The sequence below is a fragment of the Pseudobdellovibrionaceae bacterium genome (assembly GCA_019637875.1).
Lineage (GTDB): Bacteria > Bdellovibrionota > Bdellovibrionia > Bdellovibrionales > Bdellovibrionaceae > JAHBUW01.
The window spans coordinates 375,834-402,466 of the sequence record JAHBUW010000002.1 but is presented as its reverse complement, the minus strand read 5'-3'; the positions used below and the strand labels follow the sequence as shown (position 1 = coordinate 402,466).

Sequence of the window (26,633 nt, the reverse complement as noted above, 5' to 3'; positions counted from 1 at the left end):
TTAACATCATGTTGTCGACAATCGTTTTTCTACCCCTCCTGTTCGCGCTGATCGTACTGGCGCTACCGAAGAACCTGGTTCGTCCGGCGGCCTTCGGTTTGGCCCTGCTCGAGTTCTTGGTGAGCTTGGTGATGTTCGCGCAGTTCGACCCTTCGACCACGGCGCTTCAGTTCGTTGAGCAGTATCCTTGGCTCCACCGGATCGACGTCAGCTACTTCCTGGGAATCGACGGGATTTCGCTGTGGCTGGTGATGCTGACCACGTTCCTGACCCCGATCGTGATTCTGGGCTCGTGGACGGCGATCGAAGACCGCGTAAAAGGTTTCCACGCCGCGCTCTTCGTTTTGCAAACCGCGATGCTGGGAACCTTCCTGGCGATGGACGCGATCTTCTTCTACCTGTTCTGGGAACTTTCGCTGGTTCCGATGTACTTCATGATCGGGATCTGGGGCGGACCTCGCCGCATTTACGCAACCGTGAAGTTCTTCATCTTCACGATGGCGGGTTCGGTCCTCATGCTTCTCGGAATCATCTACTTGATCCTGCTGACGAAAGATCAGTTGGTGTTCCAAGTTGGTGGCGCCGATTACCGTGCGATGAGCGCCTCGCTGCTCGATCTGTACAAGTTGCGCATTCCCTTCGTGGAGGGCGACTTCCTCAGCCCGCAATCGCTTCTGTTCTGGGCGTTCGCTTTGGCCTTCGCGATCAAGGTTCCCATGTTCCCCGTTCACACGTGGCTGCCTGACGCCCACGTTGAGGCGCCGACTCCCGGCTCGGTGATCCTGGCCGGTGTCATGCTGAAGATGGGAACTTACGGATTCATGCGCTGGGTGATTCCGCTCTTTCCCGAGGCGGCTTCCTACTACGCGGATGTCTTCATGGTCTTGGGCCTGCTCGGCATCATCTACGGCGCCTTGGTCGCGATGGTTCAGCCGGACATCAAAAAACTCGTGGCCTACTCTTCAGTTTCGCACATGGGTTACATCGTCATGGGTCTGTTCGCGATGAACGAGCAGGGCGTGACCGGTGGCCTGTACCAGATGCTGAACCACGGGGTTTCGACCGGCGCGCTTTTCTTGTTGGTCGGTATGATCTATGAGCGCACGCACTCGCGTGAGATCAAGAAGTATGGCGGTTTGGCGGCGGTCGTGCCGATCTTCACCATTTCTTTCTTCATCATCACGCTGTCCTCGATCGCGGTCCCGATGACGAACGGTTTCATCGGTGAATTCCTGATCCTGATGGGCGCGTTCAAATACAACGTGTGGATGGGCGGAATCGCGGTGCTCGGGGTGATCCTCGGCGCGGCGTACATGCTGTGGATGTTCAAACGGGTGTTCTTCGGCGAAAAGGGTGAGCTCGCTTCGGATGAGAAGCATCCCCTGCACGATCTGAACGCGCGTGAGATCGCGGTACTTGCCCCCTTGGGCGTGCTGGTTTTCTGGATGGGGCTCTTCCCGGGGCACTTCCTGTCCTACACGAAGACTTCGATCGACCACCTGATCACGAATAAATCGAACTACGAATTGACGGTCCAAAACGCTTCTGAAGTGGGTGCCTCGGCAAATGCGTCCGCGACCGCGCAGACCGGAGGTCAGTAATGAATATCGTCATCACGATGCGTGACCTGTTTAGCGTATCCCCTTTGATCGCGTTGTTTCTGGCCAGCTTGATCCCGATCACCGTGAAGGTGCTGAACGGGAACGAAGAGCAGAATCCCGCGGGCACCCTATGGCAAGGTATCGGCGGTCTTTTGGCCGCGGCGATCCTGCTGATGACCGTTTACATCTTGGTTTACGACCAAGAGATGAAGACCGCTTTCGGCGGGGCCTTGATCATGGACGGAAAAACCGTCGCGGTCGGGATTTTGACCCTGCTGGTGGGTTGCGTGTCCTTGTTCCTGATGTACGACAATCCGTCGACGCGTGGGGAGCAGTTCTCGGAGCTCGTCTTCCTGACCTTGAACTCGATCTTCGGGATGTTGGTGCTTCTGGCCGCTAACGATCTGATCATCCTGTTCGTGGGACTCGAGATGATGTCGCTTTCGCTCTACATCATGATCGCGATTTCCCATGAGCAGAAGCTCTCGAAGGAAGCGGCGCTAAAGTACTTCATCTTGGGCGGCCTGGCGTCGGCGATCCTGCTGTACGGGATCTCGTTCATCTTCGGCTCGGCGGAAAGCACGTCGCTGGCGGTGATTCTGGAGCGGACTCCGGAATTGATCGTGAACTCGAAGCTGTACCTGTTCGGGATTTCTCTCGCGATTCTGGGCTTTTGCTTCAAAGTCTCGATCTTCCCGTTCCACGCATGGACACCCGACGTTTACCAAGGTTCGCCGACGCCGCATGCGGCGTTCATGGCGACCGCGGTCAAAGCGGTTTCGTTCATCGCGTTCATGCGCTTGATGGAATCGAAAGCGCTGGAAGGTTCGGCGGCTTTGCTGAACGTCCTGCAATGGATGGCGGTCTTCACCATGATCGTCGGCAACGTCGGCGCCATCATGCAGAACAACTTCAAACGGATGCTCGCTTACTCGAGCATCGCGCACTCGGGTTATCTGCTGGTGGGTCTGATCACCGTGGGCCTCGAGCCCGTGAACGGCGCTTTGACCCTGGGTTTGGGCGCTCCGGCCGCGGTCATCTTCTACCTGATCGGCTATTCGATCATGAGTTTGGGTGCTTTCGCGATCATCACGTTGTTCGAGCGTGATGAGGATGCCTCGATCTCGATCGACGATCTGGCGGGTTATGCGCGCAAACGTCCCGTGATGGCCTTGAGCTTGACGGTTTGTTTGCTGTCGATGGCGGGCATTCCGCCGACCCTGGGTTTCTTCGGTAAGTTCTATCTGTTCACGACGGCGATGGACCAAGGTCTGGTGTGGTTGGCGCTGTGGGGGATGTTGAACTCGGTCATCGCGGTGGCTTACTACCTGCGCCCGATCGTGGTCATGTACATGCGTGATGGGGAAGCCGTTGAAGCTCCGAAAGCTTTGAACGCGACCCGCGCGGCCCTGATTTTCTGCGCGCTGTTGATCGTGGTTCTGGGCGCCTTCTCGGGCCAGCTCTATATGTTGGTGGAAAGCGCGCTGAACTCGGGTCCGGCGGCCGTGACGGCGCCGCCCTCGGCGAGCCTTTAAACCGAACTCGACTCTCGATTCATGCTTCCTAAGAGCCCGCTTTCCGCGGGCTTTTTTATTACAAATCGGCGGCGCGCAGGGCCGAGATCGCTGACTTAAAACCGATCTTCACGATCTTCTCGAGCGTCGTCGGATTCAGGCTGAAGTGGTCCGCGAAGAACATCTCGGTGTCGTGCGGACGGGGATGGATATAAACGTAGTCGACGTTGGGCTTGAAACCGGCGCGTTCGCGGATCATCTCGAGGATCTTCTGCCGGTGTTCGTCGGGCAGATTCGTGTTCTGTAGGTATCCGTCGATGGACTCGTAGATGACGCGAATGTCCTGTTGGTTGCGGATGTGGCGATCGATCTTCTGCTGGATCACCTGGTACAAAGCCTGGTTCAAGATGACCGGGATTCCGAAATTGTGAAGAGATCCGACCTCTTGAGTATAGTGATACGGCTGCACAGAATAACTCGCGATGACCAGATCGGCGCCGTGATCGGCGGCGACGTGGGTTGAAAGCGTGTCGCGAATCTCGCCATCGAAGTAGAACATCTCTTTGCCGTCGTCGTTTTTCAGCCCGTAGGGGGCGAAGACGGGAGGTAGCGAGGTCGACGCGGCGACTGCTTCCGAGATCTTCGCGTAATTCACGTATTTGACGTTCGTGGTTTTGGATTTCTCGGGGAAAGCTCCGAAGATAGCCTTCCTTGTATGATTGAGCTGTGTGCCGATGATGAAGAGCTCAACGCCCAGTTGGCTGAACTCGTTGTGCGACAAAGCGTACTCGCGCAGGTACTTTTCCAGTCCCTTGGTCGTGAAGAAGCCGTTCACTTTGAACTTGTCCTTCACCAGGGCTTCGAGGCCGCCGCTGATCAGGGATTTACGCAGGAGGCCGAGGGGGATGGTTTTCAGCAGGCCTTTCCCGTTCACGGAAAAGATGTCGCGGTAACCGATCGGGCGAAGGGCATCGAGGCTGTTTTGATCTTTGAAGTGGGGGGAGTTTCCGGTCCCGACTTCGAAGGCGTTGACCAGGGCTTCCAGTGAGTAACCAGCCGCGAGCATGGAACTCATGAAGGCCCCGGCACTGGACCCGACATAAAGACGGATCGTCTTGTCCGATTCGTCGGGGTGGTTCTTCTTGACCAGGTCCTTGGAGCCCCCGGCGAACCGAAAACCCTTTTCGCGGAGCGCCAAACAAACGCCTATATGGAAGGCAGCCGCTTTGATGCCCCCACCGGAGAGAACGAGGCCGATCTTCTTTTTATCGCGCATCCGCAGGCCCATGGGCTGATTATTCACCGTTTATTTACCAACCGCAAACAAAAGACCAGGGCTGATCACGGCCCTTTGACCAGGATATCCATCCGACTATCCAGACCAAGGATCAGATTTTGGATAGCCGTGATTATTTTGACCATCCAGCATTTGACAGATTTGGACAGAGTCACAAGGATGAGTAATCAGGAGATCCTTTTGACCATGGACAGCAGCTACCTTCCCCTCACTGAGTACTCATCGAAATATAAGGTGAGCATCAGTACATTGCGGAGAAGGATCAAAGCCGATGACATCAAGTACATCTTTGAAGATGGGAAGTACTTGATCATGGACGAGCCTGTCGGGACCCACCAGAAAGTCCATCGCCCCTCCCTAAGCAGCGAACAGACTTTTCTGGCGGAGACCCCCGCGAGCACGTTCACGCAAGAGAAGCGGACGCCCGCACCGAAAATGGTGACGGGTCTGCCGCCGAAGTCATCGGCAGCCTCTAACCTATCGGGGGCGCAGGCCCCCTCTCCTCACCTGTCCCCGTCGGCCACGAAGGTGGCCTCTGTGTCCTTGTCGACGACACCGGCGGAGGCGACCATTTCGCCGGCGGTCTCTTCGCAGTGGCATGCCGAGATTCAGAACCTCAGCAACAAAGAGAATCACGAGCCGATTCTGACCGCGGCGAACCGTCTTTTGACCGAGCTCAAGAAGGCCTACACGCAGGTGCTTCAAGAGAAGGAAGAGCAGATCCTTCATCTGAAAGAAGAGATGACGGATCTGAAGACCCTGATCCGCGTTCTTGAGTCTGACAACGAACGCAAAAGGCGTTAAAGTCCGGGGTGTGAACCCCTTTTCCTCACTGCAAAAATGGTTGGGCGCGCGTTTGGATCAATGGTCCCCCGTGCTCGCGATGTTCAGCGCGATTCTCGCGGGTCTTTTTTGGCTGCGCGGATCGCATCTGGCCCTCGATAATCTGGCGGCCTTTCTGTGGCCGAGCCTTTGGGGCTCATTGGTCGTCGCGATTTTGTGTTCGGTGCGATCAAAGCGAAGCATTTTCCTGATCGCCTCGGCGGCTTTCGTTTCGAACCTCTATCTGATGTCGCCTTGGCTGTTTGAGAATCAGTTTTCGGCAAAGCCCGACAATTCAACCAGTTATCCCTATGCGCTGAAGGTCGGGATGGCGAATGTGCAGACGGACAATCGCGACTACGAACGAGTTGTGAAATGGGTCGCCGACTTCAAACCGGATATTCTGATCTTGATCGAAGTCGACGAACGCTGGCTGACGGGGGTCGCCGCGATTGAAGGCGAACTTTCGCAGAGCCTGAAAGATCCGCACGACCACAATTTCGGGATCGCGGTTTACTCCCGCTATCCCCTGCTTTCGAAAACGACGACCACCTTCAGTGACGAAGGCATCAACAGCCTCGAAATTCTGGTGAACGCGCCCGGTGGACCCGCGCGCGTGCTCGCGACCCATGCCCTTCCGCCCATCAGTGCGGCTTGGGGCGCGGATCGCAATCGGCATTTGCAACGTCTGGGCGCTTGGAGTCGCGGCGTTACCGAAGACCTGATCGTCGCGGGGGATTTGAATACGGCTCCGTGGTCGACGCACTATCGGGCGATCGAAACCGGGGGCTTGCGCAACATCCGTCCCCAGTCCGGTTTGCTGCCGTCGTGGCCGACGACTTTTCCGAGTTGGATGCGCGTACCGATCGATCACGTCCTGTACCGTGGAAGTTTCGTTTTGAAGTCGGCGCGTTTGGGGCCGGATCTGGCGAGCGATCACTTGCCGATCGAAGCGGAGTTCGTGCGATGAAGTGGGATGCCGAGGTTCTCGCCTTCTGTTCCGCGCATCCCGAAGCGGGTGAGTTCGTGCGGGCGCTCGCGGCTTGGCGCCCGGACGCGATGGCGTATTTCAAGATCCGCGCTCCGGGAGATCAGTTCTCGGTGCGTTTGGACTCCGAGGAAAATCCCGAGGGGAATTACCTTGAGCTGTTCTGGGATCGTTCGCTCGGACCGATGATGATCTTCAGCCGCTGGCATATGACGGGAACGGAGGCGGCCTGCGCCCGGTGCGAAGCCGATCCGATTCCGCTGTCCGAGAAGATCTCGTCCTTGCTGGCGTCGGCGGATCGTTTGATGCGCGACGAGCTGGTGTTGGTGATCCACGACGAGGGGATGGACTTCCGCTCGCCGGATCATGCGCGCCCGGCCGATCTGGGCCGTGGGGACCAAGTCATTTCGTGGACGGGCGCTTTGGATTTCCGGAAAGAGTAGCGGAACACGGGATGTCCCGTGTTCCTTGCGGTTAAGCCGCGGTCAGCTTCAAGCCGATGATCGAAACCACAAGCAGCGCCAGAAATCCCAAACGCGGCAGACTCGCGGGTTCGTGAAACAGAAAGATCCCCAGGATCGCGGCACCCAGAGCCCCGATCCCGACCCACACCGCGTACGCGGTCCCGATAGGCAGGGTGGCGCTGGCCTTCGCGAGCAGAAACATGCTGATCGCGAGCGTGGTGAGCGTAAAGACGCTCGGCCAAAGCTTCGTGAAACCTTCGGTGTACTTCAAACCGATGGCCCAACAAATTTCAAACAGACCGGCAAAAATCAAAAGAATCCAAGCCGTGGACATAGACACTCCTTTTTGGAGCGTCGTCTTGTCCTAACCGGGTACGGCGCATCTCGTCCGGGCGGCCGGAATGACCGCAAAGGTTTCATACCGGCAACCGACGAGGAACGCAAGCGGAGGGCAGAGAGGATGGGACCTAACGCTCCGGTAGAGCGAGCGTGACCTGGCGTTGGGCTTCAAGTTCCGCGACGCGGGCTTGAAGCGTCTTGATCAAGAGGCTTTGGGTTTCATTCTGAGCTTTGAGTTCTTTGATCGCCTCGATGATAGACGTTAGACTTGATATCAATCTCAAATGCGTGAAAGGTGACTGATGACCAAGAGTCTTGAGACAAGCATTCATATATTGATGGACGTCGCGCGTGAGGGCATGGAGAAAGTTGCCGGTCCACTGGGCCGTGTCGGTTTGGTCGACGATCGGTTTGCAGGTTACGATGGATGGGATCGAATTGCCGAGTCTATATTCGAAGAGGTTGTTGCGGAGTCTATTCGTTGGAGCCTCACCGACTTGGAGCGAGAGGTCTTTCAATTCCCTAGATATGCATTCCGTTACGAAGATCTGAATGGTTTTTCCTTTATAAAAGTAAAAAGAGCAGGTGAAGAATCGGATTCAACTTCGGTTTTCGTGGAATTTGCGTCAAGGGGCGGGAGCTATAGGTTTGATCATGTGATTGCGAGAAAAATGCAAGGCGCGATAATGACGTTAGATGAAATTCTGATCCCTTTAGGCGAAGTGAGATATTCAGTGATTCATGTGGTTGGTAGTGATTCGAAGGAAATCGAAAAAATTAGAATTATGGAGTAGAAGACGCCGACGACCTGTTGGCGTCTTCTGCTCCATTGATGAGCAGGCACGATAGGCCCACCCATATCCGACCCATCAAGTAATCAGCGGCAGCAAATCCCGGCGGTGGTTGCCGCCCAGATAGTCGTGGCTGAAGGTGCGGGGGCCGTAGAAGCCGAAGCCCTGCACGCCGTTGGTTTCGTAGTCGGCGGGCTGAAGGCCCATCGCGCGGGCGATGGTGACGAGCAGCTGATTGTAGGGACGGCCGCGGCGGTAGGGGCCTTCGTCGCCGCCCACGGGGCGTCGCAGATTGGCGGCGTAAGCCGGGCCGTAGTCGACGTATTTGCCGGTTTTCAGGAAGCCGCCGGCGCTGCCCGCGATCAGCAGAGGGATATTTTGCGAGTTGTGGGCGACCGTATTTTCGAGCGCGCCTTGATCGTTCCCCCAGACGACGATGGAGTTATCCAGGAAGGTGGCGCCCGTATTGGTGTCTTCGACGCTGTTCAAATTCGTCAGGAAGCGCGCGACCCGTTGGGACAGGAACTGGCTCCAAAGAAGCTTCAGCGGACGGTGCGAGGGATCTTCCGAGGCGTGTCCGATGTCTTCGTGCACGCGCACGGTGTTCGGGATGCCCGGAATGAAGCCGACGTTCCCCGCGAAGTAGTCGTAGATGTGCATCATCAAAGTCGCGACGTGCGTATGCCCGCACTTCATCGAAAGCTCGAGCACGTCGAACATCTGATCGAGGACGACCTGGTAGGACGCGGAATTCGTCGAGCCGACCGGCGAACTCGCCGGCCCCGTCAGGTTCGAACAACCCGGCAGGATGACCGCCGGCGTATTCAACTTTCTTTCGACGTCGAAAACGAGTTCGGTGTGTTGATCCAGGCGTTGCCGGTCCGCCGAGGACAAATTGCGGTTCGCTTTGAGCGCCCGCATCTCTTCAAGGACCCGATCGACCGCGAGCAGCTGACGCCGTGGCGTCGCGGCGGGCGTGCCGTTCCCGAAGATGCTTTCGAAAACCGCGCGGGGGTTGAATTGACCGGGCACATAGGACTTATTGCGGACACTGACGTGAAAAGAGCCCGAGTTGTACTGGTCAAACACCGAGCGCACATGCAGATTGAGCGGCGCCGTCGCGTAGAGCTTCGCCGCGAGCACGTGATCGAGGGAGTCGGCCGACTCGGAGAGAACTCCCCCCGTCAACAGGAACTCGGGATTGTGGTTCGGCATCGTGGTCGTCGGGTCCATCCGCGAAAGGATGATCAGCTTCGAGCGAAGGGCGTCGAAATGCGTCCCCAAGACGGGCGACATCGTGCCGGGAATCGAGCTCAAGGCGACCTCGCGTCCGTTCGTGCGTTCGGTGAACGTGAAGCGCGCGGGATCGGGCAACCATTGCTCGACGGCCTGGCAGTGACCGCTATGGATCATGACGAAACGTTTTTTGATGACGGGGCCCGACTGCGCCATCGCGCGGGGCATGATCGAAGGCAGGAACGGCAAAGCCATGAGCGTGCGTCCGCTACCGACCAGAAAGGCGCGTCGTGTTTTCGGATCGATTTTCATGCCCACCTCACTGAACCGGCCCGCGCAAGCGCAGGCGGAAGTTCGAATCCATCACGGTCGCCTTCATCATCGAGAGCAGACCGCCCCCCGAAGTCTGAAGCTGCGAGAGCGACCGGTTAAGCTCGCAGTTGTCCTGCGCGCTCGGTTTGCGTCCTTTCGTGTACGTCGACCACTGCTGCACCAGGCAGCTCGGGCCACGCGTGCTTCTGCTTATGGTATCGGTCATCGCGAGCAATCCCGTGACCCGCGGATCCTGTTGCGAATCGACGTTCGGGTCCGCCGAGGCGTCCACGGGGTGCTGGGCGAGCAGATTTCCGTTTGAATCGTAAACCTTTTCGACGCTCTGGTAGCGGCCCAGGCTGTCGTAGTTTTCCAGGACGAAACCCGCCGGGTTGATCTTCGAGTGGCAGCCCACGCAGCTGGCCGAGTTCGTGCGCGACTCAATTTGATTCCGTAAACTTTGCGTCGGATCCGGGGTCGGCGGTTTGAAGAGCTCCGCGGTCTCGGCGGTCATCTGCGGATGCCCGATGACGTCGCAAAGGATGTTCCTGCGCAGGATCAAGCCGCGGTGAACGAGGCTCGATTGGTTCGTCGCGCCCATCATGAAGCCCACCCGGCTCATGACGCCCGGGCGTTGGCCCAAGGGGAACTTCGAGCGATCCTCACCGGGGCCGAGCTGTTCGTCGAAGCGGATGAAATCCACGTAGAGGTTGCGGTCCATCCCGTTCACTTCCGCATTGTTCGTGAAGGCGATGGAAACGACCGCGTTCTCGCGATTCGCGGTGAAGGTGAAGATGTGATCCGCGTAATCCGTGGGCGAGGTGACGGTTCCGGTTCCGATGACTTGGCTTCCGAAGAGCAGTCGGAAGTTCGCGCCCACGCCGCCGGCGAGGTCCGCCCGCATCCGCGCGTTCACGCGGAAAGTGCGACCCGCGCGTAGGTTCGCGGTTTTGGTGAGTGTTCCGTCCGACCACAAGTTCCAGCCGTCGCCGGTTCCGCCACCCGTCGAGGGCGTCATGGCCTCGGCCTCGATCTGGACGCTCAGGCCTGAGCCGCCCGGGCCGGCGACTCCGTAAACTTGCGCGAGCGCGTTTCCTTTCACGAAGTTGCGGTCCGACGTCATCAGGTCGAAGTAAGTTCCGGGAACGTCGTAAGTGTAATACGAGGTGAAGTCTTGGATCTCTTGCGCGGCTTCGGAACGGAGTTCGTTCGGCGCGACGCCGTTCAAGAACCAATCCGAGTGGTTGGACACCGGCAAGCGGTTGACGCCCAGCCACTGCGTATAGAATTCGCGGACCTGATTGCGGCCCGAAGCGCTGGTGAAAAGCCCTTGCGCGATCTCGGCGTACTGGGTGGCGTTGGCGAGCTGACCGGCCTCGGCCTTTTCGATCAAGGCGAGGTCCGGACCGCGGCCCGTCGCCGTGAAAGCCAGGCGGCTGGCGAGTTCATAGGGTGTGAGCGACAAAAGATCCTCGCGGCCGTTCACGGCCGAGCCCGCGAGTTCGATTTTGTAAAGGAAGTGCGGGGACTGAAGCATGGTCGAGACCACCGCGTGAATCCCCGCGGCTTTACCGCCCGAGGCTTCGGTATTGTAAATCGCGCGGTAGGCAGTGAGCTCTTCGGCGTTCAGGGCGCGGCGGAAAGCGACTTTGCCGAAGCGACGCATGAAGTTCGACCAGCAGGCGTCATTCATGCCCGTCCCCGAGCAGGCGTGGTTGTTGACCCAAGTGCTGGAGGTCGAAAAGATCTGGCCGACTTTATCGGCGACGCGGAAGAAGGCCGTGGCGTGTGCCGCCGAAACGGAAGAATCCTGAACGTCGAAAATCTCGGTCACGGCGTCCGAAGGCAGGGCGTCGATCTCGAAGCTCGCATTGTCGAGGGTCACGAAGCCGCCGGTCAGTAGATTCAGCGTCGCCAGATACTCGCGGCGGCTCAGACGACGCAGATCCGAGGGACGCGGATCGGTGTTCGCGTCGCACAGATAGGGATTCGCGATCCCGTCGCCCGGTTTGTGACCCAACGCCAGGGCGATGAGCTTAATATCGGCGCCGGTCAGGCTCTGGGTCAGAAACATCATCTGCGGAACGGTGGCGGTCGCGGATTGGATCTGCGTGAGCGTGCGATCCCGTTTGCCGGACGTATCGACTTCACCATGGCAAGAGGCGCAGTGATTCGCGTAAAGCGCTTTACCTTGAGCGACTTGTTCGATGAGGTTCGCGTTCGAAGGCATCGACGCCGAAAACGATCCGGGCTCGGTGAAGCGACCGCAGTTTTGAAAGCTGAGGCTCACGCTAATCAGCGCGAAAACCGAAACCAGCTTGTAAATCACGGAACGTTTCAAAACGAAACCCCTACGCAGGCGGTTGGACGATGTTCCGCCAGTATAGACTGTCCAAGGAACCGCCAACCCCACAATTCTTCGACAGTCTCAACAGGGGGCGAGCTTCGCACGTGACGTGTCTCGAAATGAAAAAGGGAGAGCGAGACTCTCCCTTTTTCTGTGAATCAGGTTTTTGAAGTCTGGAGATTAGCGTTGGGTTTCGAGTTGCGAGACGCGCGCTTGAAGCTTCTGAATGAGGAGGCTCTGCACTTCGTTTTGCGATTTGAGTTCCTTGATGGCTTCGATCATCGGAGCGATCAACACAGCATAGTCAACGCGCTTGTAATAGGGTTCGCCCTCATCCGTAGAAACGGCCGAGGGAAATACCTGCTCTACATCTTGCGCGATAACACCGATATCCCGCCGCCCGGGGCTTAGGGACAAATCGTTCCACTGAAAGGAGACGCCGTTCAGTGTGCTGATTTTCTTTAGAGCTCCCTGTATGGGGGTGACTTTTTCTTTAAGTCGCAGATCTGAGGAGCAACTGGTTCCGCCGGACCCATTTCCTAAGGTGCAGTCGGTGCTGCCTTGTACGCGCAGATTACCGACGAGGTGCAGTTTCTGTGACGGTGAATTAGTACCGATTCCCACATTGCCGGAAGTGCTGATACGCATGACCTCGTTTCCGGTCGCGGTGAAGTTTCCGTTATAGTCCACTCCCGTGCGGAAGATGAACCCTCCAAGCTCGCTGCCGAAAACGAGGTCGTCGGCGGTGAGGGCGAGACCTCCGGTATTTACGCCTGCTTGCTCGAGGATGATGTGCGGGTTATTGCTCGCTTTAGCGACGACGACAGCATATGGATTGCTGATCTGAGTATTCGGCACTCCGACGATCAGGGAGCCGCGCACGTCTAGGGCTCCTTCCGGTGATGCTGTACCAATCCCGACATTTCCGGAGCCGTAGGAGATTCCTGATACGGTATCAGCCCATTGGGAGGATCCTCCTCCCGCACTACCGCCAATGGCTCCCCAGCCGCTGCTGGTGAATCCTTCGAATTGGCTCAGATCGGTGTTGTAGCGGATCATACCCGCTTCGCCAACAGGTCGGTTCAGGGTGGAGTCTCGCGGAACGATGATGGCCGAGTTTGCACCGGTTGCTTGGATGTCGAGAATTGCAGTCGGTGTATTTGTGCCGATCCCTACATTTCCACCAATGACCGTAAGAGAAGGGAGCGCGCTGCTATTGATAATGTTAGTAGGTAAATAGATGTCATGTGTCGCACATAACAGATTCGCACATTGTGCAAAAGCGGAGTTTGAGTGAGTGAGAACACCGACCAAAGCGAAAACTATTGTCGAAGTCAGCTGTAGTTTAATTTTGCGGAACAAGATGCGCCTCCATTTTTGTTTTCGATACGAGAATAAATCTTTCGGGATAGTTTTTCGGTCGTCCAGAACTTTCCAACTATTTTTCGTTCGACCTATTTAAGATAATACGAACTTAAAAAATGCTAATTTCACGGTGATCTGATTAAGAATTACTAACTGAGAAAACATAGAATGGAAAAAAGTTTGCCATTTGAATCTCTATTGTTCCTAATTTTAATTCTGAAGATTGGTCGATTTGGATGTTGTTGGATTCGATCGAAGATCGCATATCAAGACGGCAAATTGTGTGAATTCAAGAGCGTAATGATTTTCATCCAAAGGTTGTCAGAATTTTGAGAGCTAGATTCTTTCTAATGTTCTTTGAGCTGAAGTAATGAGGGGGTTTGAGTGACGACGCTACTAAATCGGTTTTTGGTTCTTGTGCTTGTTCCGATTGGTGCAATTGCAGGTGATGGAATCGCTCCCTGGTTCAGTCCTGATGTAAACATCAACGCAATTTTACGCCCGGTGGACTCGAATACGATTAATGTCTATCGTGAGCAAAACGAATTTACGGTATTTCAAGGTTTTTCCTACATGGTTTTTCAGTATCGATGCGCGACATCGGATAGCAGAGTGGTGGCATGGCGTGTGCGAGATGAAATGTGGGTAAAGGGTGAATTTACTCCCGATTTTCCTCATTATGATGTTGAGATCGAATGCTCTTTACCTACAGGTGTCGAGTACTACGACATTCGTCTGATAATGAACGATAGTGTTAATCCTTGTTATTGGGCGAACGAGACACCCGAATGCAACAGTTGGGTTACACCTACGCCCACGCCCACGCCTACGCCCACGCCCACGCCTACGCCTACGCCTACGCCCACGCCCACGCCTACGCCTACGCCTACGCCCACGCCTACGCCTACGCCTACGCCCACGCCTACGCCCACGTTGAGTCCGAATCAACAGTGCTTGATGCCGGGCTCGGAAATCAAAGCGGAGAATCTTAGTTTCAGTGAAAGATTCGAACTAGTAGGAGTGCCTTTTGATTTGGTCTATAGCTCAGACTTTGCGGCGGGCTATGGGGCGAATAACCAGATATCGGTGCAGACGGATTTCGTGGATCGAGGTTTTACCTTTGCTGTCCATCATTTTTACGATGCAGTAAATGAGAAGATCTATCTTGGAAATGGAAGAACTCATTTCGCGAAAAACTCAGTCGTTGGTTTAAATGAGAGATATGTCGTTGGAGGATCGGGAGAAGAAGTTTTTGTGTTTTCGAATTCAGGAAGGCACCTTAGAACACTTAATGCTCTCTTGGGAACGACAAGGTTTACGTTTTACTATGTGGCAGGTCATCTCTCCGTCGTTCAAGATCATTACGGTAACAACTTCCAAATGGGTCGAGACAATCAAGGGCGTCTTCAGTCAGTTTCCTCTCCGTTTGGTCAAGTGAACAATTTGATGAGGGACCCCGAGGGTAGGATATCAGAGCTGATCGATCCATTGGGCCACCGCGTTCAGTTCCAATATGGAGCTGATGATTTAGTCACGAAGATCGTACACAAGGACTCGGCGACTGCAGAGTATAGCTACAACGAAAACGGGGAGCTAACTGCAGAGAATCATGTTGGAGGAAAGTCTTGGCAGATCACAAGCAGCCTATCCGGGACCGTAAAGTCCGTAAGTTTTAAAACCGGCATGGGACGGACGACAATCCAAAATTTCTCCAACGACGGAACGACTTATGCGCGTCATATGAGTTTACCAACAGGAGAACAGTCAAGCTATGAGGAAGATCAGGATGGGAGTACGGAGTTTAATAGCGTATTTCGTTCCGAGAGGACCAGTACAGTATATGACCCTCGCTTCGGAAGTTTATTGCGTCGCCCATCTACATCCGAACTGACATATGGCTCTACCACGGCAGTAACAAACCATGTTAGGCAGGTACAGCCCTCCCCAACGTCAAATACAGATTTTTTCTCATACTCTACGCTAACGACAAATTCTTCGCGCGGAGGAGAAAGTGTCATCTCGACTTGGGATCGCATTCAAAGAGAGATAACCACAAATTCATCCGTTTCCGGGATTCGAAAGCAAAGCCTAAATGAAAATGAGGAGATGACCGCATATCAGGTCGGAAATGATGTTCCGATGACTTTGAGCCGCGACGCGCACGGTAGGGTGACGCAGATCCAGGGTGCCGACGGTCTGTTGCAGAACCTGTCTTTCAATAACCAAGGTTTCGTGGAGTCAATTACTAATTCGCTGAACCAAGTTACACAGTTCCTGTACAATGCGAACGGAAACGCAACTTCGGTGCTCTCTGCTGACGGTACAATGACGAATTACGAATACGATCCGAAAGGACGTGTTACGAGTTTTGAGGTTGCGGGTAAGCTCAAGCACTTGTTTAGTTACGACGTAATGGGTTCTTTGAAAAGCTATAGGGCTCCGCTAAGCCTAGGTGTATTCGATACAACCCATATTGTTTACGATGCAGACGGACAACTGAATTCCGTTCACCTTCCGACAGGAAGCCAAGTCTCCTATACATATTTTAATTCAGGTCTTCCGTGGAAAATGAGTGGTGGGAGCCAATCTATAACCACGACCTACATGATGAACTCAGATTTGGTGTTGTCACTTGAGAATACGTTTAACGGTGAGGGAGTAAAAAGCGTCTTCAGTTACTATGGAGAGATGATTCGTTCTGAGGAGCTGAGAGATGTGAATACGGACTTCCGATATGCGAAACTTGAATGGGAGTACGATAATCTTCATCGCATTAGTGTCCGCAGGATCTTCGGAAATGACCCGAATATTTCAACTCAAATCGCTTACGTGCGGAATGCAGGCGGGCGGGTCACACAAGTTGGTGACCTAGAGTTAACAACTGACCATGGCTCTGGTCGAATAACCGGTAGTAAGATAGATAACGTTCAAGACGAATCGATTTTTGATTCCTATGGACGTGTGTCGGGATACTCGGCTCATCTTTCCTCTGCTGGGAGTGCGCCACCGACGTTGCTTTATTCCTATATTCTTGGTCGGGATTCAATCGGTCGGATTGTTACGCTGACCGAAAACATTCTGGGCGAGACGGCTGTTTACGCCTATGCATATGATGACAACGGCCGACTCGTTGAAGTGAAAAAGGACGGGATTACGGTCAACAGCCGAGTATTTGACACGAACGGGAACAGGGCGTTCGGCTCGAATTGGGGCACAACTTTTACAGCGAGCTATGACTCACGCGACAGGATCACCGCTTTGGGTAGTATCCTCTACACATACAACCCGTTAGGTGATCGGGTATCAATGAGTCCGTTAGTCGGTGGATCAAGCATCTATGAATATGACGTCACGTCTAGTCTCCGCACCGCCCAAACTGGAGGAGTCACAAAAACTTATCAGGATGATGGATTTGCTCGTCTAACTGTCACGAAGATGAATGGAAGTTTTCAGCGCGGATATCTTTATCAAAGTGAAGGACGTATTGCTGCCGAATACAACGGAAATGGACACATCACCAAAACGTACGTGCATGCCTTTGGAACGAACGCGCCCGCCTATATGATAACGGAGGGACAGAAGTTCCGCATTTTGACTGATCACTTAGGATCACCTCGTCTGGTAGTGAATACCTTGAACGGGGCGGTCGCTCAAAGGATCGACTACATCGCTGGAGGTCGCATTGTTCGGGATACGAACAGCTGTTTCCAGCCATACGGATTTGCAGGCGGGATTTGGGATCCGGAGACGGGCTTCACACGGTTTGGGGTACGAAACTACGACGCGAAGACAGAGACATGGACCACGATGGATCCCATTCTTCTGGCAGGCGGGGATACGAATTTTTATGGATACGTTGAGGGGGACCCCGTTAATTGGGTTGATGAGTCTGGGTTGAGTAGGAAGTCCCCGGAACTCGGCGGAGCCAGCGATTCAATTCGTACTACGGGTGGAGTTGGCGGGGGTGTCCTGGATATTAGACCTGATATTAAAGTTGCGGGAGGAAGAAGCGGAGGCAATGTTAAAAATTTTCAAGGGCCCCCCAACAGCGTGGTTCAAGGAAGTGGTGGAAGAATTTACATTACAGATGGTAGCGGGAGAATTGTTTTAGACATTACGGGGGGCCGCGTAAAACCTGTAACACCAAGTGGAGGCTTTGGTCCGAAACGTCCTCCAACGAGGGAAGAGCTCGATCTTCTCAAGTGCATGAAGGGTGACTGATGCGGAAAAATTTTGAAACTAGTGTTCATGCGCTGATGGAAGTTGCATGTGATTGCTTGGAGAGTGTTGCGAAGCCTATGGGGCAAGTAGGCTTAGTCGATGACCGATTTTCTGGTTACGACGGATGGGATAGAATTGCTGATTCGATTTTTGAAGAGGTTGTGGCCGAGTCGATTCGTTGGAGTCTTAAAGAATCGGAGCACGAAGAGTTTAAACTCCTTAAATATGCTTTTCGCTACGAAGAACGAGAGGAATTTTCTTTTATACGGGTAAGACGTGAGAACGAAATATCAAGTTCAATGCTAGCATTCACGGAATTCACATCGAAGAACGGGAACTACAAGTTTGACCATGTGATCGCAAGAAACGTTCAAGACCTGAATATCTTCTCTGGCGAGGTTGTTATTCCGTTAGAAGAGGTGAGATATTCACTTATTCGCGTGGTTGATGGTATTCCTACGGAAGTCGAGACAGTAAGAATCGTTGAGTAGTTTTCGTTCGTACACAGTTGTAGTGATTGCAGCCTTAGTCCGAAGAAAATTTCGTTGTAGCGTAAGCCAGCCATTCCAAAAAATAAAAAAGGGGAGCCTCACAGCTCCCCTCTCCAAACACATCTTTAAAACCGCGGATTAAGCGGATTTGCGGACGTAGTTTTTGTACTTCTTCACGTCGGTCGTGAAGTGTTTTGCGTAAGTGCGGTTGTGCGCGGTGAACACTTTGTCGAGGAAAGTGTAGTAGTGTTTGTACATGTAGTGGCTCACGAACTTGGGGTACCAAGTGGTGGGAGCATTTTCCATGTAGTCGTACTTGTTGCAGAACTGGGTCATGTACTTGTTCATTTCCTTCCACCACATTGTGGCTTCGGGCTTGTGAACGAAGTTACCGACGAAAACGGGCTCACCCTTGAACTTCAGACCGCATTCCCAGCCAAGACCAGCGGGACGGCAGTAAGCTTCAAATTTCAAATCACCGAAGTAGTAGGGTTTTGTTTTCGGGGTCATCGATCCTCCATAAGGAATTGTTGTACCCCTTGTTACGGGTTCTTCTGAGTTCCACACGAGTCCAGGTGATCATTAAGTTTCTGCAACCGTTGATGGGACCGCGAAACTAAAAAACCCACCGACTGGAGCACAGTCGATGGGTCATACGTTGGAACAAGGAACAAACAACAACAACTAACAATAGGTTTTAGACTACGCTGCCGAAGCCGCCGCCGAGCCTTTGCCCTTGCGCGCGCCCTTAGCATTACCGGTCTTCTTCGTGGTCTTGGCATTCTTGTCGAATGCCACCGCGAAGACTTCGTCCAAGTTCTCGACGCAGATGAAGTTCATCTTGTCTTTGAACTCTTTCGGAATATCCGCGAGGTCCTTCTGGTTCGCGAACGGAATCACGATGTCTTTGATTCCTTGCGAGAGGGCCGCCAGGCACTTCTCACGAATTCCACCGACGGGAAGGACACGGCCTTGCAGAGTGACTTCACCGGTCATCGCCAGGTCGTGGCGAACGGGGGTGTCGGTCATCAAGCTGACGAGCGCGGTCGACATGGTCACACCGGCCGAGGGACCATCTTTGGGGATGGCGCCTGCGGGCAAGTGGATATGTGTATCCCAACGGTCGAAGTAATCATCGGGGATGTTGAGCTCTTCGGTATGGGCGCGGGCGTAAGCCATTGCCGCATGGGCCGATTCCTTCATCACATCGCCAAGCTGTCCAGTCAGTACCAATCCGCCTTTGCCGCGATACTTCAGGGCTTCGACGTAAAGGACTTCGCCACCGGCGCTGGTCCAAGCCAAGCCTGTCACCACACCGACGTGCGGCTCTTGCATCGCTTCGTCGCGCAAGAAGCGCGGGGGGCCCAGAAGTTCGGGGACGGTTGCGGCGTTAACTTCGACGAAGCTCGCTTCACCCATCACCACTTGTTTCGCCACTTTACGGCAGACCGAACCGACTTCACGTTCGAGGTTACGCAGACCCGACTCACGCGTATAGTGCGCGATCAGATACTGGATGCCTTCGTCGGTGAACTTGATGTTCTGGTCCGTGATCCCGTTCGCCTCGATCTGACGATCGATCAAGTGCTTCTTCGTGATGAAGAGCTTGTCGTTCTCGGTGTAACCGGGGATGTGGATGACTTCCATACGGTCACGGAGTGCCGGCGGGATGTTCTCCAGAACGTTCGCGGTCGCGATGAAGAGCACGTTGCTCATATCGAAATCCACGTTCAGATAGTTATCACGGAACGTCGAGTTTTGTTCGGGATCGAGGACCTCGAGCATCGCGGCCGAGGGATCACCACGGAAGTCCGAACCCAGCTTGTCGATCTCATCGAGAACGATCACGGGATTCGAAGTCTTCACCTGGCGCATCGCCTGGATCACTTTACCGGGCATCGCGCCGACATAAGTGCGGCGGTGACCGCGGATTTCCGCTTCGTCCTTCACGCCGCCCAGAGCGATACGGAAGTACTCACGGCCCATGGCGCGTGCGATCGACTTACCGAGCGAAGTTTTACCAACGCCGGGAGGGCCAACGAAGCACAGGATGGGTCCACGGATTGTCGATTTCAGTTTGCGGACCGCCAGGAACTCCAGGATACGGTCTTTCGACTTTTGGAGGTCGTAGTGATCTTCATCGAGGATCGTTTTCGCGCGGTGCACGTCCAGATTGTCCTCGGTCTTTTTATTCCAAGGAAGATCGGTCATCCAATCGAGATAGGTGCGAACCATCGAAGCTTCCGAAGCGTCGGGATGCATGCGCTCCAGACGACCCAGTTGTTTGAGGGCTTCGATTTCAACCGCGGCGGGCATGCCGGAGTTGATCACTTTGTCGCGCAGTTCTTCCATTTCCTCGGACTTCGAGTCGTTCTCGCCGAGTTCGCTCTTTATAGCGCGCATTTGCTCGCGGAGGAAATATTCACGCTGCGACTTGGACATCTCATCCTTCGCGGTCGTGCGGATCTTCGCCTGCATTTGCAGAACTTCGAGCTCCGACGCCAGGATTTCGTTGACCAGTTTCAGGCGCTCTTTCGCATCCGAAGTTTCCAGGACGCGTTGAGCTTCACTGACTTTAACGCCCAGGTTGCTTGCGATCAAATCGGCAAGACGACCGGGATCGGTGACATCATCAAGAACCAACAGGATGTCCGGAGGAAGAACGCGGCCCAGGCCGATGATCTTTTCGATCTGTTCTTTCGCCGTGCGCATCATTGCTTCCGCTTCAACGGGAGCATTTCCCGCCGCGTTTTCTTCGATCTTCTCGATCGCGACTTCGAAGCTGGGGTTGGTGCGAACGTAAGATTTAATACGTCCTTTTGCCACACCTTGAATCAGGATCTTCACGCGACCGTCGCTGAGTTTGCGCATGCGCATGATCATCGCGATGGTGCCGGTCTGATAAATCGTGTCGGCGGTGGGGTTTTCTTCCGTGATCTCTTTTTGTGAGGCCAGGAAGATCAGACGATTCTTCGCCAATGCTTCTTCAACCGAGCGGATTGAACCCTCGCGGCCGACGAACAAAGGCAGAATCATGTAGGGGAAGACCACGATGTCCCGGACAGGTAACATGGGTAGTGTCGCGGGAATTTCGAGGACCTTGTCATCAAAGCTCATACTTGCTCCTCCGCAGGGTGCGGGAAAATAGTCTCCAACGTATGAGATTGATCGGTGCCGAAGTGGAATCCCTAAAGGAGCCAGACGGCTGGAAAACGTCCGGAAATGAAGGATCTGCGAAGGCCTGACATCCATGTCAGACGAGCTCATCCGTTGAGAAAAGGGCGTTTTTTAAAGTCGTTGGTCCAGAGAAACTCGCCACTGGTCGTATTGAGAGCCGGTGCAACCGGCCCTCGCGAGTCTAGAAAATTCGGATTAAGAAAGTTGGTTCTCTTCCTGCTCTTCCATGCACGAGATGCACAGAGCAGTGAAAGGTCGAGCTTGCAGACGCTTGACGTGGATGTCTTCGCCGCAGGCCTCGCAGAGGCCGTAGGTGCCATCCGAGATTTTACCCAATGCTTTTTCGATCATCAGTAACGACGAGCGATCCCGTTCGTGCAAATGAATGGACAAACTGAGAGACAAATCGATCGAAACCTTATCGGCCTCGTCGCTTGTGTCCTCGTGGTCCTTCATCTGTTCCGCCCGAAACTCAACACTCTTGTTGAGGATCCGGCTTTTCTGCAAAAGCAGAAATCCACGAAGATCGTTCAGGTCGGTTCCGTTCATCATCTTTCCCCCTTACGATGAATGGCACTGCCCAAGAGCTTCAGCGAGGGGGATATTTCAAAAAACCGATAACGGTGTCACTAAAAAATTACAGGTGCATTGAATTCGGGCTCTAATTTAACGCCGCGTTTTAGAGTTATCCACAGACGGCCGGAACGCCTAGAGCGACGTGGCCGTCCGGCGTTTCATCGCTTCACGAATCTCTGCACCTTCGATGCTCAGACGCGTGTAAGGGATCGCGAGCAGACGTTCCATTTCGATCGGTTCTTGCGTTTCTTCGCACATTCCGAATTCACCATTTGCGATACGGGCCAGTGCGAATTCGATCTCCATCAACTGTCGGCGCATCCGATCTTGCGTCAGCAGAAAATGATCTTCCGCGATTTGCGCAACGGCGACGTCGATCTCATCACCACTCCCTTTTTCGAACGAGTCGAACTCTTGGCGGTGCATGCGGGAGCGATTCATAATCTCGTCCTTCATGCGCAAAAGTTTCGTCCGGCACTCCATCATCAGGTCTTTTGAAACAGTCTCCGTCGTCATCTGAATCCCCCCTCCGAAGCATCGCCGCTTCTTGGGCATTCAGACGTATGAACGCCTCCGTCGGGTTAAGGTGCGGTCATCAATTGTTTTGATATCTCAGTCATGGCGATTTTGGGCACCGGCTGTATTCGATCCTGTCTCGCTTTGAGCCACCACGAACGCCCCATTTCGATTGGGCGCCGCTTGCGGTTACACTGATTTTTCGGGGGGAAGCCGTGAGAAAGTCGTGGTTCATCACCGTTATTCTGGTTTTGGTGACCGTTTGGGGTTTCCAAAACTGCGCGCCGGGCGCGAATTTCACAGAGTCCGCTTCCACTGACCCGGAGGCCCAGGGCGAAACGCCGACACCCCCTGCTCCTCCGACCTCCTCCCTACCGATCACTGCCTGCGGCGCAAATAAAGTTCGCTCCCCCAATGGGGCGTGCATCTGCGATTTCAATAACGGGTACTACGAGAACGCTTCGGGGCTTTGCGAAAAGGCGAGTGCGATCCAAGATCTTTGCGCGCCCCGTCCCGCACGCTGTGGCTCGGTCGGGCAGCCTGCCACCGGCTATGTTTTCGACTTCAATTCGGCGTCGCTGTCCTCTAGTGAGGTCAGCTTTTCGTCGACCGCATCGCGACTGACGCGTTTGTCGGGCAGTCAAAGTCTGGTTCAAGAGTCCGTTTGCGGTACGAATCGCAAGGTTTTGCAGTTCGGCCGGGGTGCGGGTTTGAAGTTCATCGCGGGTTTGGTCGCGCAGAACTACAGCGTCGCCGTGCTATTCCGTTTCAACTATCAAGACGCCGCGAATTGTTCGGGAACTTGGGCGCGCATCCTCGACTTGAAACAGAACTCGGTGGATACGGGTCTATACATGTACGGGTCGGGGACTTCGCGGAATTTGCAGTTCTACAATTTCAACAGCGGCACCGCGCGGGTGTCGAGTAACCAGTACGCATGGGTGACTTACAGTAAGAATGGCGGCGAAATTACGGGTTTCGTGAATCGCCAACTGCAATGGAGTTACGGCGACTCCGGATCTTGGTCGACTTTGAATTCATCGAAAGAAATGATTTTCTTCAAAGACGATACGCAGGTCGCGAACGAGGAGTGCTCGGGCGCCGTCGCGAAGATCGTCGTCTTCAACCAGGCGCTTTCGAAAGACCAAGCGGAGTGCTTGGCCTTTTAAGGAGTGCGGGTCGCCTTCCAGGGCAGGATTTCGCCTTTTTCCACGGTGAGCGCGACCACGGGGCGTAGGACCTCGCGGTCTTCGCCGACGGAGAGCGGTCCCAGAAGTCCGGGAAGATTCCGCAGATCGGTCAGTGCCTTCGCCAGGCTCGTGCGCGAGCTTGCGCCCTGTGAAATCAACTGACGCAGCATCAGCGCCGAATCGTAGCCCTGCACTTCGAACAGTCCAGGATCGGCGTTGAACTCTTTGCGGTAGGTGCGCACGAACGAAGAGTTCTGGAAGCGCGAATCTTTCGCCGAGTAGCTATCCACGAAAATCAGATTCGAAGCGAAATTCCCCGAACGTTTCGCCAAGCCGTCGACGTTCCACAAGTTCGTCCCCAGAAGTTTCACGTTGCGAACCTCGCTGTATGACAAAGTCGCGGCGATCTGGCCGAAGGCTTTCAAGCTGTCGGGGATGAAGATCGCGTCGAAGTCGAGTTGCGGAGGCAGGACGTTTTCTTTGGTGTTCAAACGTGCGGAACGCGACTTGCCGGCGGCCGCGTCGGTCATCTCTTTCGAGCGGGCACGGAACTCTTCGTTGCGGGCCTCGACGTGGAAGGTGCCCACCAAACGCGAAACGACGTCGCGGAAGTCGGTTTCTTTCGCCGAGTAGGTTTGCGCGGCCGCGATCTGTCCGCCGCGGGCGAGGACCTCGTCCCAGAAAAGATTCGCGGCTTCGACCCCGTAGGCGTCGTTCGGATACAGGATCGCGAAACGTTTGAAGCCGTTGCCTTCCATCGCGGTGCGGACCAAGCGGCGCACCTGCATCTCGGTCGTGAGGGAATTACGGAAAACCAGCGGGCTCAGCTCGGTCACTCCGGACTTGAGCGACAGGCTCAACGTCGGTACGCCAAGTTCGGCCGCTTGGGCCGCCTCGGCCGAGGCCGTTTTCGACTGCAAACCGCCGATGACCGCGATGACGTTGTCTTCGGTGACGAGACGCTCGACCGCGCGACGGGCGACCTCGGGGTTACCCTGTGAGTCCATGACGGCCAACCGGAAGCTCGAGTTCGGTGAGCCGTCCAGGCCCAAGCCGAGTTGAATTCCGCGCAACGTGCGCTGCGCGATCGAGGCGGTGCGGCCCGAAAGCGGCAGGACCACGCCGATTGTTTTCGGTTCGACTTTACGAAGCGTGTCCAGATTCTTCAGGTATTCCTGCGCACGTTGGGTCAGCTCGGGCGTCGCGTTCTCTTGGACGACCTGTTGGAAGTACTCGCGGGCCTCTTCCTGTTTGCGCTCATCGAGTTTCGATTCACCGAGTTTCAACGCCAGCGCCGCGCGGAAGGCGGGGGCGCTCGCTTCGCGCGAGAGCAGCGACAGCTCGGTATCTCCCATGGGGGTGACCATCAACGTGTTCACGTCGTTGGTGGCTTCCCAGGCGCGCAGACGATAGGTCCACAGCGACTCGCGTTCTTTTGGACTGAGGTTCGGATTTTCCAGCGTCTGCTTCGTGAAGCTTTGCAGTTTGGCGTAGTCCTTCGCGTCGTACAGCAGCTGCGCGGTTTTCACGGGATTGAAATCTTCGGTGACCGTCCCGCCGGGCGGGGTTTTCTGCGGACGAACACCGACACCGGGGGGCGCCGTCCGTTCCGTGGTGCGGGTGCTTTTCGATGTCGAGCCCCGGGGAGCGGTGCTGACGCACGAGCTGAGAAGCAGGACGAGGCCGGTGGAAATCAAAGTCTTGGTCAACGTCACAGGCCTCATGCTCGCTCCTCGCAGTCAGGGGGACGCGCTTATTTGCGCGGCTTTTCAAGGACGCGTTTACTTCCGCGTCTTTGCGATCTGTTGAACTTTATCCTGGAAAGCCTTCACTTGGGGAGTGGTCGAGGACATTTTGGCCAGTTCTTCGAGAAGTTCTTTATGCTTTGCGGTGATTTCGCTCGGACTCGGCGTATCAACCATGATTTTCACCAGCATATCGCCGCTGCCGAAGCCGCCCGCTTTGGGAAAGCCTTTTCCTTTCAGGCGGAAGGTCTGGCCGCTGTGCGTGCCCGAGGGGATCTTCAGCTGGACTTTGCCGGTGAGTGTCGGCACTTCGGCCGAAGTTCCCAGAATCGCGTCCAGATAGCTGACGGGAAGCTCGAGGCTCACGTCGTCTTCGTCGCGGGTGAAGAGCGCGTGCTCTTGCACATTGATGATCACGAAAAGATCGCCCGCCGCGCCGCCGTTCAAACCCGAGTCGCCTTCGCCCGCGAGGCGCAAGCGCTGGCCCTGCTTCACGCCCGCGGGGACTTTCACGGCGAGTTTCGCCGTTTCGTCACGACCGGTGCGCTGACGGATGAAGTGGATCGTTTTCTCGGTGCCGGTTGCGGACTCCTCAAAACTGATATTCAACGTGTAACGTAAATCCGCGCCGCGTGCGCGTCGCTGGCCGCCGCCACGGAAGCCACCGCCCGCGCGGGTATTGCTGAAGACGTCGCCGAAAATATCGCCGAAGATATCCTGGAAGTTTTCGTTGTCGGCACCGAAGCCACCTTGAAAACCGCCCTGTTGGAATCCGCCGAAGCCTCCGCCAGCGCCGCCGCCCGCACCGGCCCCGGCGAAGCCCGCGTTCGCGCCCGCGAAGCCGAACTGGTCGTACATTTCGCGTTTCTTGGTGTCGCTCAGAACTTCGTAAGCTTCGCTGACTTCTTTGAAGGTCTCTTCGGCCTTCTTGTCACCCGGGTTTTTGTCCGGGTGATATTTCATCGCGAGCTTACGGTAGGCCTTTTTAATGTCGTCCGCGGTGGCGTTACGGGCCACGTTCAGGACGGAATAGTAATCACGCTTGGTTGCCATCAGTTCTCTTCCGGGGCCCGGGCCACGACGACCTGACCGGGCCGAATGACTTTGTCATGAAGTTTATAAGGCTTGCGTAAGACACGCAGCACGTTGCCCGCCGGAGTCGCCGTCGTGGTCTCCGAGGTCAGTGCTTCGTGGTGATTGGGGTCGAAGGGTTGTCCCAAGGCCGGAATCTCCGTGACGCCATGGCGTTGCAAGGTTTGACGGAACTCATGGGCGGTCATCTCGACGCCCTTCGCGTAGTTCGCGAAATTTTCTGCGGACAGACGCGTTTCGAGCGCGCGTTCAAAGTTATCCATGACGCTCAAAAGATCGCCGACCAGGCGCTCGGCGCCGTACTTGGTTTGCTCCGCACGTTCTTTGATCGCGTTCCGGCGGTAGGTATCGAATTCGGCGCGCAGATACAGATAGTCGTTCTTGAACTTCTCGACTTGCGCGCGCAGATCCTCGATCAAGGCTTGGGAATCGGACTGGGTTTGAGCCTCGTCGGAATTCGAATTGTTCTGCGACACGTATCCTCCTCAAAATAAAACGGGAAATTCTTTCGAGTTTCCCTCTGAAAATCACTCTGGACAACATGGGTTT

General features: G+C 55.1%; 22 protein-coding genes. 10 read left to right on the top strand and 12 right to left on the bottom strand.

The features are described 5' to 3' along the window. Window positions 1-5: 5 nt before the first annotated feature. Together KF767_04725 and KF767_04720 are read left to right on the top strand one after the other, a co-directional pair. Window positions 6-1,601 carry an NADH-quinone oxidoreductase subunit M gene (locus KF767_04725; protein ID MBX3017170.1) on the top strand — a complete coding sequence of 532 codons (1,596 nt, stop codon included), beginning with the start codon at window positions 6-8 and terminating at the stop codon, window positions 1,599-1,601. Further along, the gene (locus KF767_04720) at window positions 1,601-3,136 is read left to right on the top strand and encodes an NADH-quinone oxidoreductase subunit N (GenBank protein MBX3017169.1); all 1,536 of its coding nucleotides are present in this window, start codon (window positions 1,601-1,603) and stop codon (window positions 3,134-3,136) included. The genes KF767_04725 and KF767_04720 overlap by 1 nt, the downstream gene beginning before the upstream one ends. Before the next feature lie 58 nt (window positions 3,137-3,194). Here the strand turns inward: KF767_04720 and KF767_04715 are convergent, their stop codons facing one another. After that, entirely contained in the window at window positions 3,195-4,397 is a 1,203-nt protein-coding gene (locus KF767_04715) for a patatin-like phospholipase family protein (GenBank protein ID MBX3017168.1), read from the bottom strand. A 174-nt stretch (window positions 4,398-4,571) separates the two neighbouring features. On the opposite strand from KF767_04715, the gene KF767_04710 reads away from it, so the two are divergent. The 3 genes from KF767_04710 to KF767_04700 are packed head-to-tail and all read left to right on the top strand — an operon-like array spanning window position 4,572 to window position 6,665. Beyond that, entirely contained in the window at window positions 4,572-5,216 is a 645-nt protein-coding gene (locus KF767_04710) for a hypothetical protein (protein MBX3017167.1), read from the top strand. Window positions 5,217-5,226: 10 nt separating this feature from the next. Beyond that, a complete protein-coding gene (locus KF767_04705) occupies window positions 5,227-6,204 on the top strand; it encodes an endonuclease/exonuclease/phosphatase family protein (GenBank protein ID MBX3017166.1) in 978 nt (325 codons plus the stop codon). Further along, window positions 6,201-6,665 (top strand): hypothetical protein, encoded by a 465-nt coding sequence (locus tag KF767_04700; protein MBX3017165.1) that lies wholly within the window; start codon window positions 6,201-6,203, stop codon window positions 6,663-6,665. Before KF767_04705 ends, KF767_04700 begins: the two co-directional genes overlap by 4 nt. 31 nt (window positions 6,666-6,696) lie before the next feature. On the opposite strand, the gene sugE is transcribed toward KF767_04700, so the two are convergent. Beyond that, entirely contained in the window at window positions 6,697-7,020 is a 324-nt protein-coding gene (gene sugE, locus KF767_04695) for a quaternary ammonium compound efflux SMR transporter SugE (GenBank protein MBX3017164.1), read from the bottom strand. Window positions 7,021-7,327: 307 nt separating this feature from the next. On the opposite strand from sugE, the gene KF767_04690 reads away from it, so the two are divergent. Next, window positions 7,328-7,819: a hypothetical protein gene (locus KF767_04690; GenBank protein ID MBX3017163.1), complete on the top strand. Its 492-nt coding sequence runs from the start codon at window positions 7,328-7,330 to the stop codon at window positions 7,817-7,819. 75 nt (window positions 7,820-7,894) lie between these two features. On the opposite strand, the gene KF767_04685 is transcribed toward KF767_04690, so the two are convergent. From KF767_04685 to KF767_04675, 3 genes are all read right to left on the bottom strand, one after another. After that, window positions 7,895-9,364 (bottom strand): DUF1552 domain-containing protein, encoded by a 1,470-nt coding sequence (locus tag KF767_04685; GenBank protein ID MBX3017162.1) that lies wholly within the window; start codon window positions 9,362-9,364, stop codon window positions 7,895-7,897. Between the two features lie 7 nt (window positions 9,365-9,371). Further along, window positions 9,372-11,705 (bottom strand): DUF1588 domain-containing protein, encoded by a 2,334-nt coding sequence (locus KF767_04680; protein ID MBX3017161.1) that lies wholly within the window; start codon window positions 11,703-11,705, stop codon window positions 9,372-9,374. A 186-nt stretch (window positions 11,706-11,891) separates the two neighbouring features. Next, the gene (locus tag KF767_04675) at window positions 11,892-13,073 is read right to left on the bottom strand and encodes a tail fiber domain-containing protein (GenBank protein ID MBX3017160.1); all 1,182 of its coding nucleotides are present in this window, start codon (window positions 13,071-13,073) and stop codon (window positions 11,892-11,894) included. Window positions 13,074-13,864: 791 nt separating this feature from the next. On the opposite strand from KF767_04675, the gene KF767_04670 reads away from it, so the two are divergent. From KF767_04670 to KF767_04660, 3 genes are read left to right on the top strand one after another with little or no spacing between them, the layout of a single operon-like run. Beyond that, a complete protein-coding gene (locus KF767_04670; GenBank protein MBX3017159.1) occupies window positions 13,865-14,068 on the top strand; it encodes a hypothetical protein in 204 nt (67 codons plus the stop codon). A 28-nt stretch (window positions 14,069-14,096) separates the two neighbouring features. Continuing rightward, a complete protein-coding gene (locus tag KF767_04665; protein ID MBX3017158.1) occupies window positions 14,097-17,297 on the top strand; it encodes a hypothetical protein in 3,201 nt (1,066 codons plus the stop codon). Beyond that, a complete protein-coding gene (locus KF767_04660) occupies window positions 17,297-17,788 on the top strand; it encodes a hypothetical protein (GenBank protein MBX3017157.1) in 492 nt (163 codons plus the stop codon). The genes KF767_04665 and KF767_04660 overlap by 1 nt, the downstream gene beginning before the upstream one ends. Before the next feature lie 138 nt (window positions 17,789-17,926). Here the strand turns inward: KF767_04660 and KF767_04655 are convergent, their stop codons facing one another. The 4 genes from KF767_04655 to KF767_04640 all read right to left on the bottom strand — a co-directional run bounded on the left by KF767_04655 (window position 17,927) and on the right by KF767_04640 (window position 22,057). Further along, window positions 17,927-18,298 (bottom strand): hypothetical protein, encoded by a 372-nt coding sequence (locus tag KF767_04655; GenBank protein MBX3017156.1) that lies wholly within the window; start codon window positions 18,296-18,298, stop codon window positions 17,927-17,929. A gap of 192 nt (window positions 18,299-18,490) precedes the next feature. Then, entirely contained in the window at window positions 18,491-20,905 is a 2,415-nt protein-coding gene (gene lon / locus KF767_04650) for an endopeptidase La (protein MBX3017155.1), read from the bottom strand. 255 nt (window positions 20,906-21,160) lie between these two features. After that, on the bottom strand, window positions 21,161-21,517 hold the full coding sequence (locus tag KF767_04645; GenBank protein ID MBX3017154.1) for a TraR/DksA C4-type zinc finger protein: 357 nt from the start codon (window positions 21,515-21,517) through the stop codon (window positions 21,161-21,163). A gap of 156 nt (window positions 21,518-21,673) precedes the next feature. Next, entirely contained in the window at window positions 21,674-22,057 is a 384-nt protein-coding gene (locus tag KF767_04640) for a TraR/DksA family transcriptional regulator (GenBank protein MBX3017153.1), read from the bottom strand. A gap of 215 nt (window positions 22,058-22,272) precedes the next feature. On the opposite strand from KF767_04640, the gene KF767_04635 reads away from it, so the two are divergent. Then, on the top strand, window positions 22,273-23,226 hold the full coding sequence (locus KF767_04635) for a hypothetical protein (protein MBX3017152.1): 954 nt from the start codon (window positions 22,273-22,275) through the stop codon (window positions 23,224-23,226). On the opposite strand, the gene KF767_04630 is transcribed toward KF767_04635, so the two are convergent. Genes KF767_04630 through grpE form a run of 3 tightly spaced genes read right to left on the bottom strand, consistent with a single transcriptional unit; the run spans window position 23,223 to window position 26,560 of the window. Next, complete coding sequence (locus KF767_04630; GenBank protein ID MBX3017151.1) at window positions 23,223-24,971, bottom strand: penicillin-binding protein activator; 1,749 nt, start codon at window positions 24,969-24,971, stop codon at window positions 23,223-23,225. The genes KF767_04635 and KF767_04630 overlap by 4 nt on opposite strands. A gap of 57 nt (window positions 24,972-25,028) precedes the next feature. Then, window positions 25,029-26,045 carry a DnaJ domain-containing protein gene (locus KF767_04625; GenBank protein MBX3017150.1) on the bottom strand — a complete coding sequence of 339 codons (1,017 nt, stop codon included), beginning with the start codon at window positions 26,043-26,045 and terminating at the stop codon, window positions 25,029-25,031. Then, window positions 26,045-26,560: a nucleotide exchange factor GrpE gene (grpE, locus tag KF767_04620; GenBank protein ID MBX3017149.1), complete on the bottom strand. Its 516-nt coding sequence runs from the start codon at window positions 26,558-26,560 to the stop codon at window positions 26,045-26,047. The genes KF767_04625 and grpE overlap by 1 nt, the downstream gene beginning before the upstream one ends. Between the last annotated feature and the right edge of the window lie 73 nt (window positions 26,561-26,633).

What these genes read in the sequence shown, in the direction of transcription:
- lon (MBX3017155.1), bottom strand. Translation starts at nt 20,905, where the DNA reads ATGAGCTTTGATGACAAGGTCCTCGAAATTCCCGCGACACTACCCATG.
- KF767_04655 (MBX3017156.1), bottom strand. Translation starts at nt 18,298, where the DNA reads ATGACCCCGAAAACAAAACCCTACTACTTCGGTGATTTGAAATTTGAA.
- KF767_04625 (MBX3017150.1), bottom strand. Translation starts at nt 26,045, where the DNA reads ATGGCAACCAAGCGTGATTACTATTCCGTCCTGAACGTGGCCCGTAAC.
- KF767_04710 (MBX3017167.1), top strand. Translation starts at nt 4,572, where the DNA reads ATGAGTAATCAGGAGATCCTTTTGACCATGGACAGCAGCTACCTTCCC.
- KF767_04720 (MBX3017169.1), top strand. Translation starts at nt 1,601, where the DNA reads ATGAATATCGTCATCACGATGCGTGACCTGTTTAGCGTATCCCCTTTG.
- KF767_04660 (MBX3017157.1), top strand. Translation starts at nt 17,297, where the DNA reads ATGCGGAAAAATTTTGAAACTAGTGTTCATGCGCTGATGGAAGTTGCA.
- KF767_04645 (MBX3017154.1), bottom strand. Translation starts at nt 21,517, where the DNA reads ATGATGAACGGAACCGACCTGAACGATCTTCGTGGATTTCTGCTTTTG.
- KF767_04700 (MBX3017165.1), top strand. Translation starts at nt 6,201, where the DNA reads ATGAAGTGGGATGCCGAGGTTCTCGCCTTCTGTTCCGCGCATCCCGAA.
- sugE (MBX3017164.1), bottom strand. Translation starts at nt 7,020, where the DNA reads ATGTCCACGGCTTGGATTCTTTTGATTTTTGCCGGTCTGTTTGAAATT.
- KF767_04640 (MBX3017153.1), bottom strand. Translation starts at nt 22,057, where the DNA reads ATGACGACGGAGACTGTTTCAAAAGACCTGATGATGGAGTGCCGGACG.
- KF767_04630 (MBX3017151.1), bottom strand. Translation starts at nt 24,971, where the DNA reads ATGAGGCCTGTGACGTTGACCAAGACTTTGATTTCCACCGGCCTCGTC.
- KF767_04685 (MBX3017162.1), bottom strand. Translation starts at nt 9,364, where the DNA reads ATGAAAATCGATCCGAAAACACGACGCGCCTTTCTGGTCGGTAGCGGA.
- KF767_04690 (MBX3017163.1), top strand. Translation starts at nt 7,328, where the DNA reads ATGACCAAGAGTCTTGAGACAAGCATTCATATATTGATGGACGTCGCG.
- KF767_04670 (MBX3017159.1), top strand. Translation starts at nt 13,865, where the DNA reads ATGCAACAGTTGGGTTACACCTACGCCCACGCCCACGCCTACGCCCAC.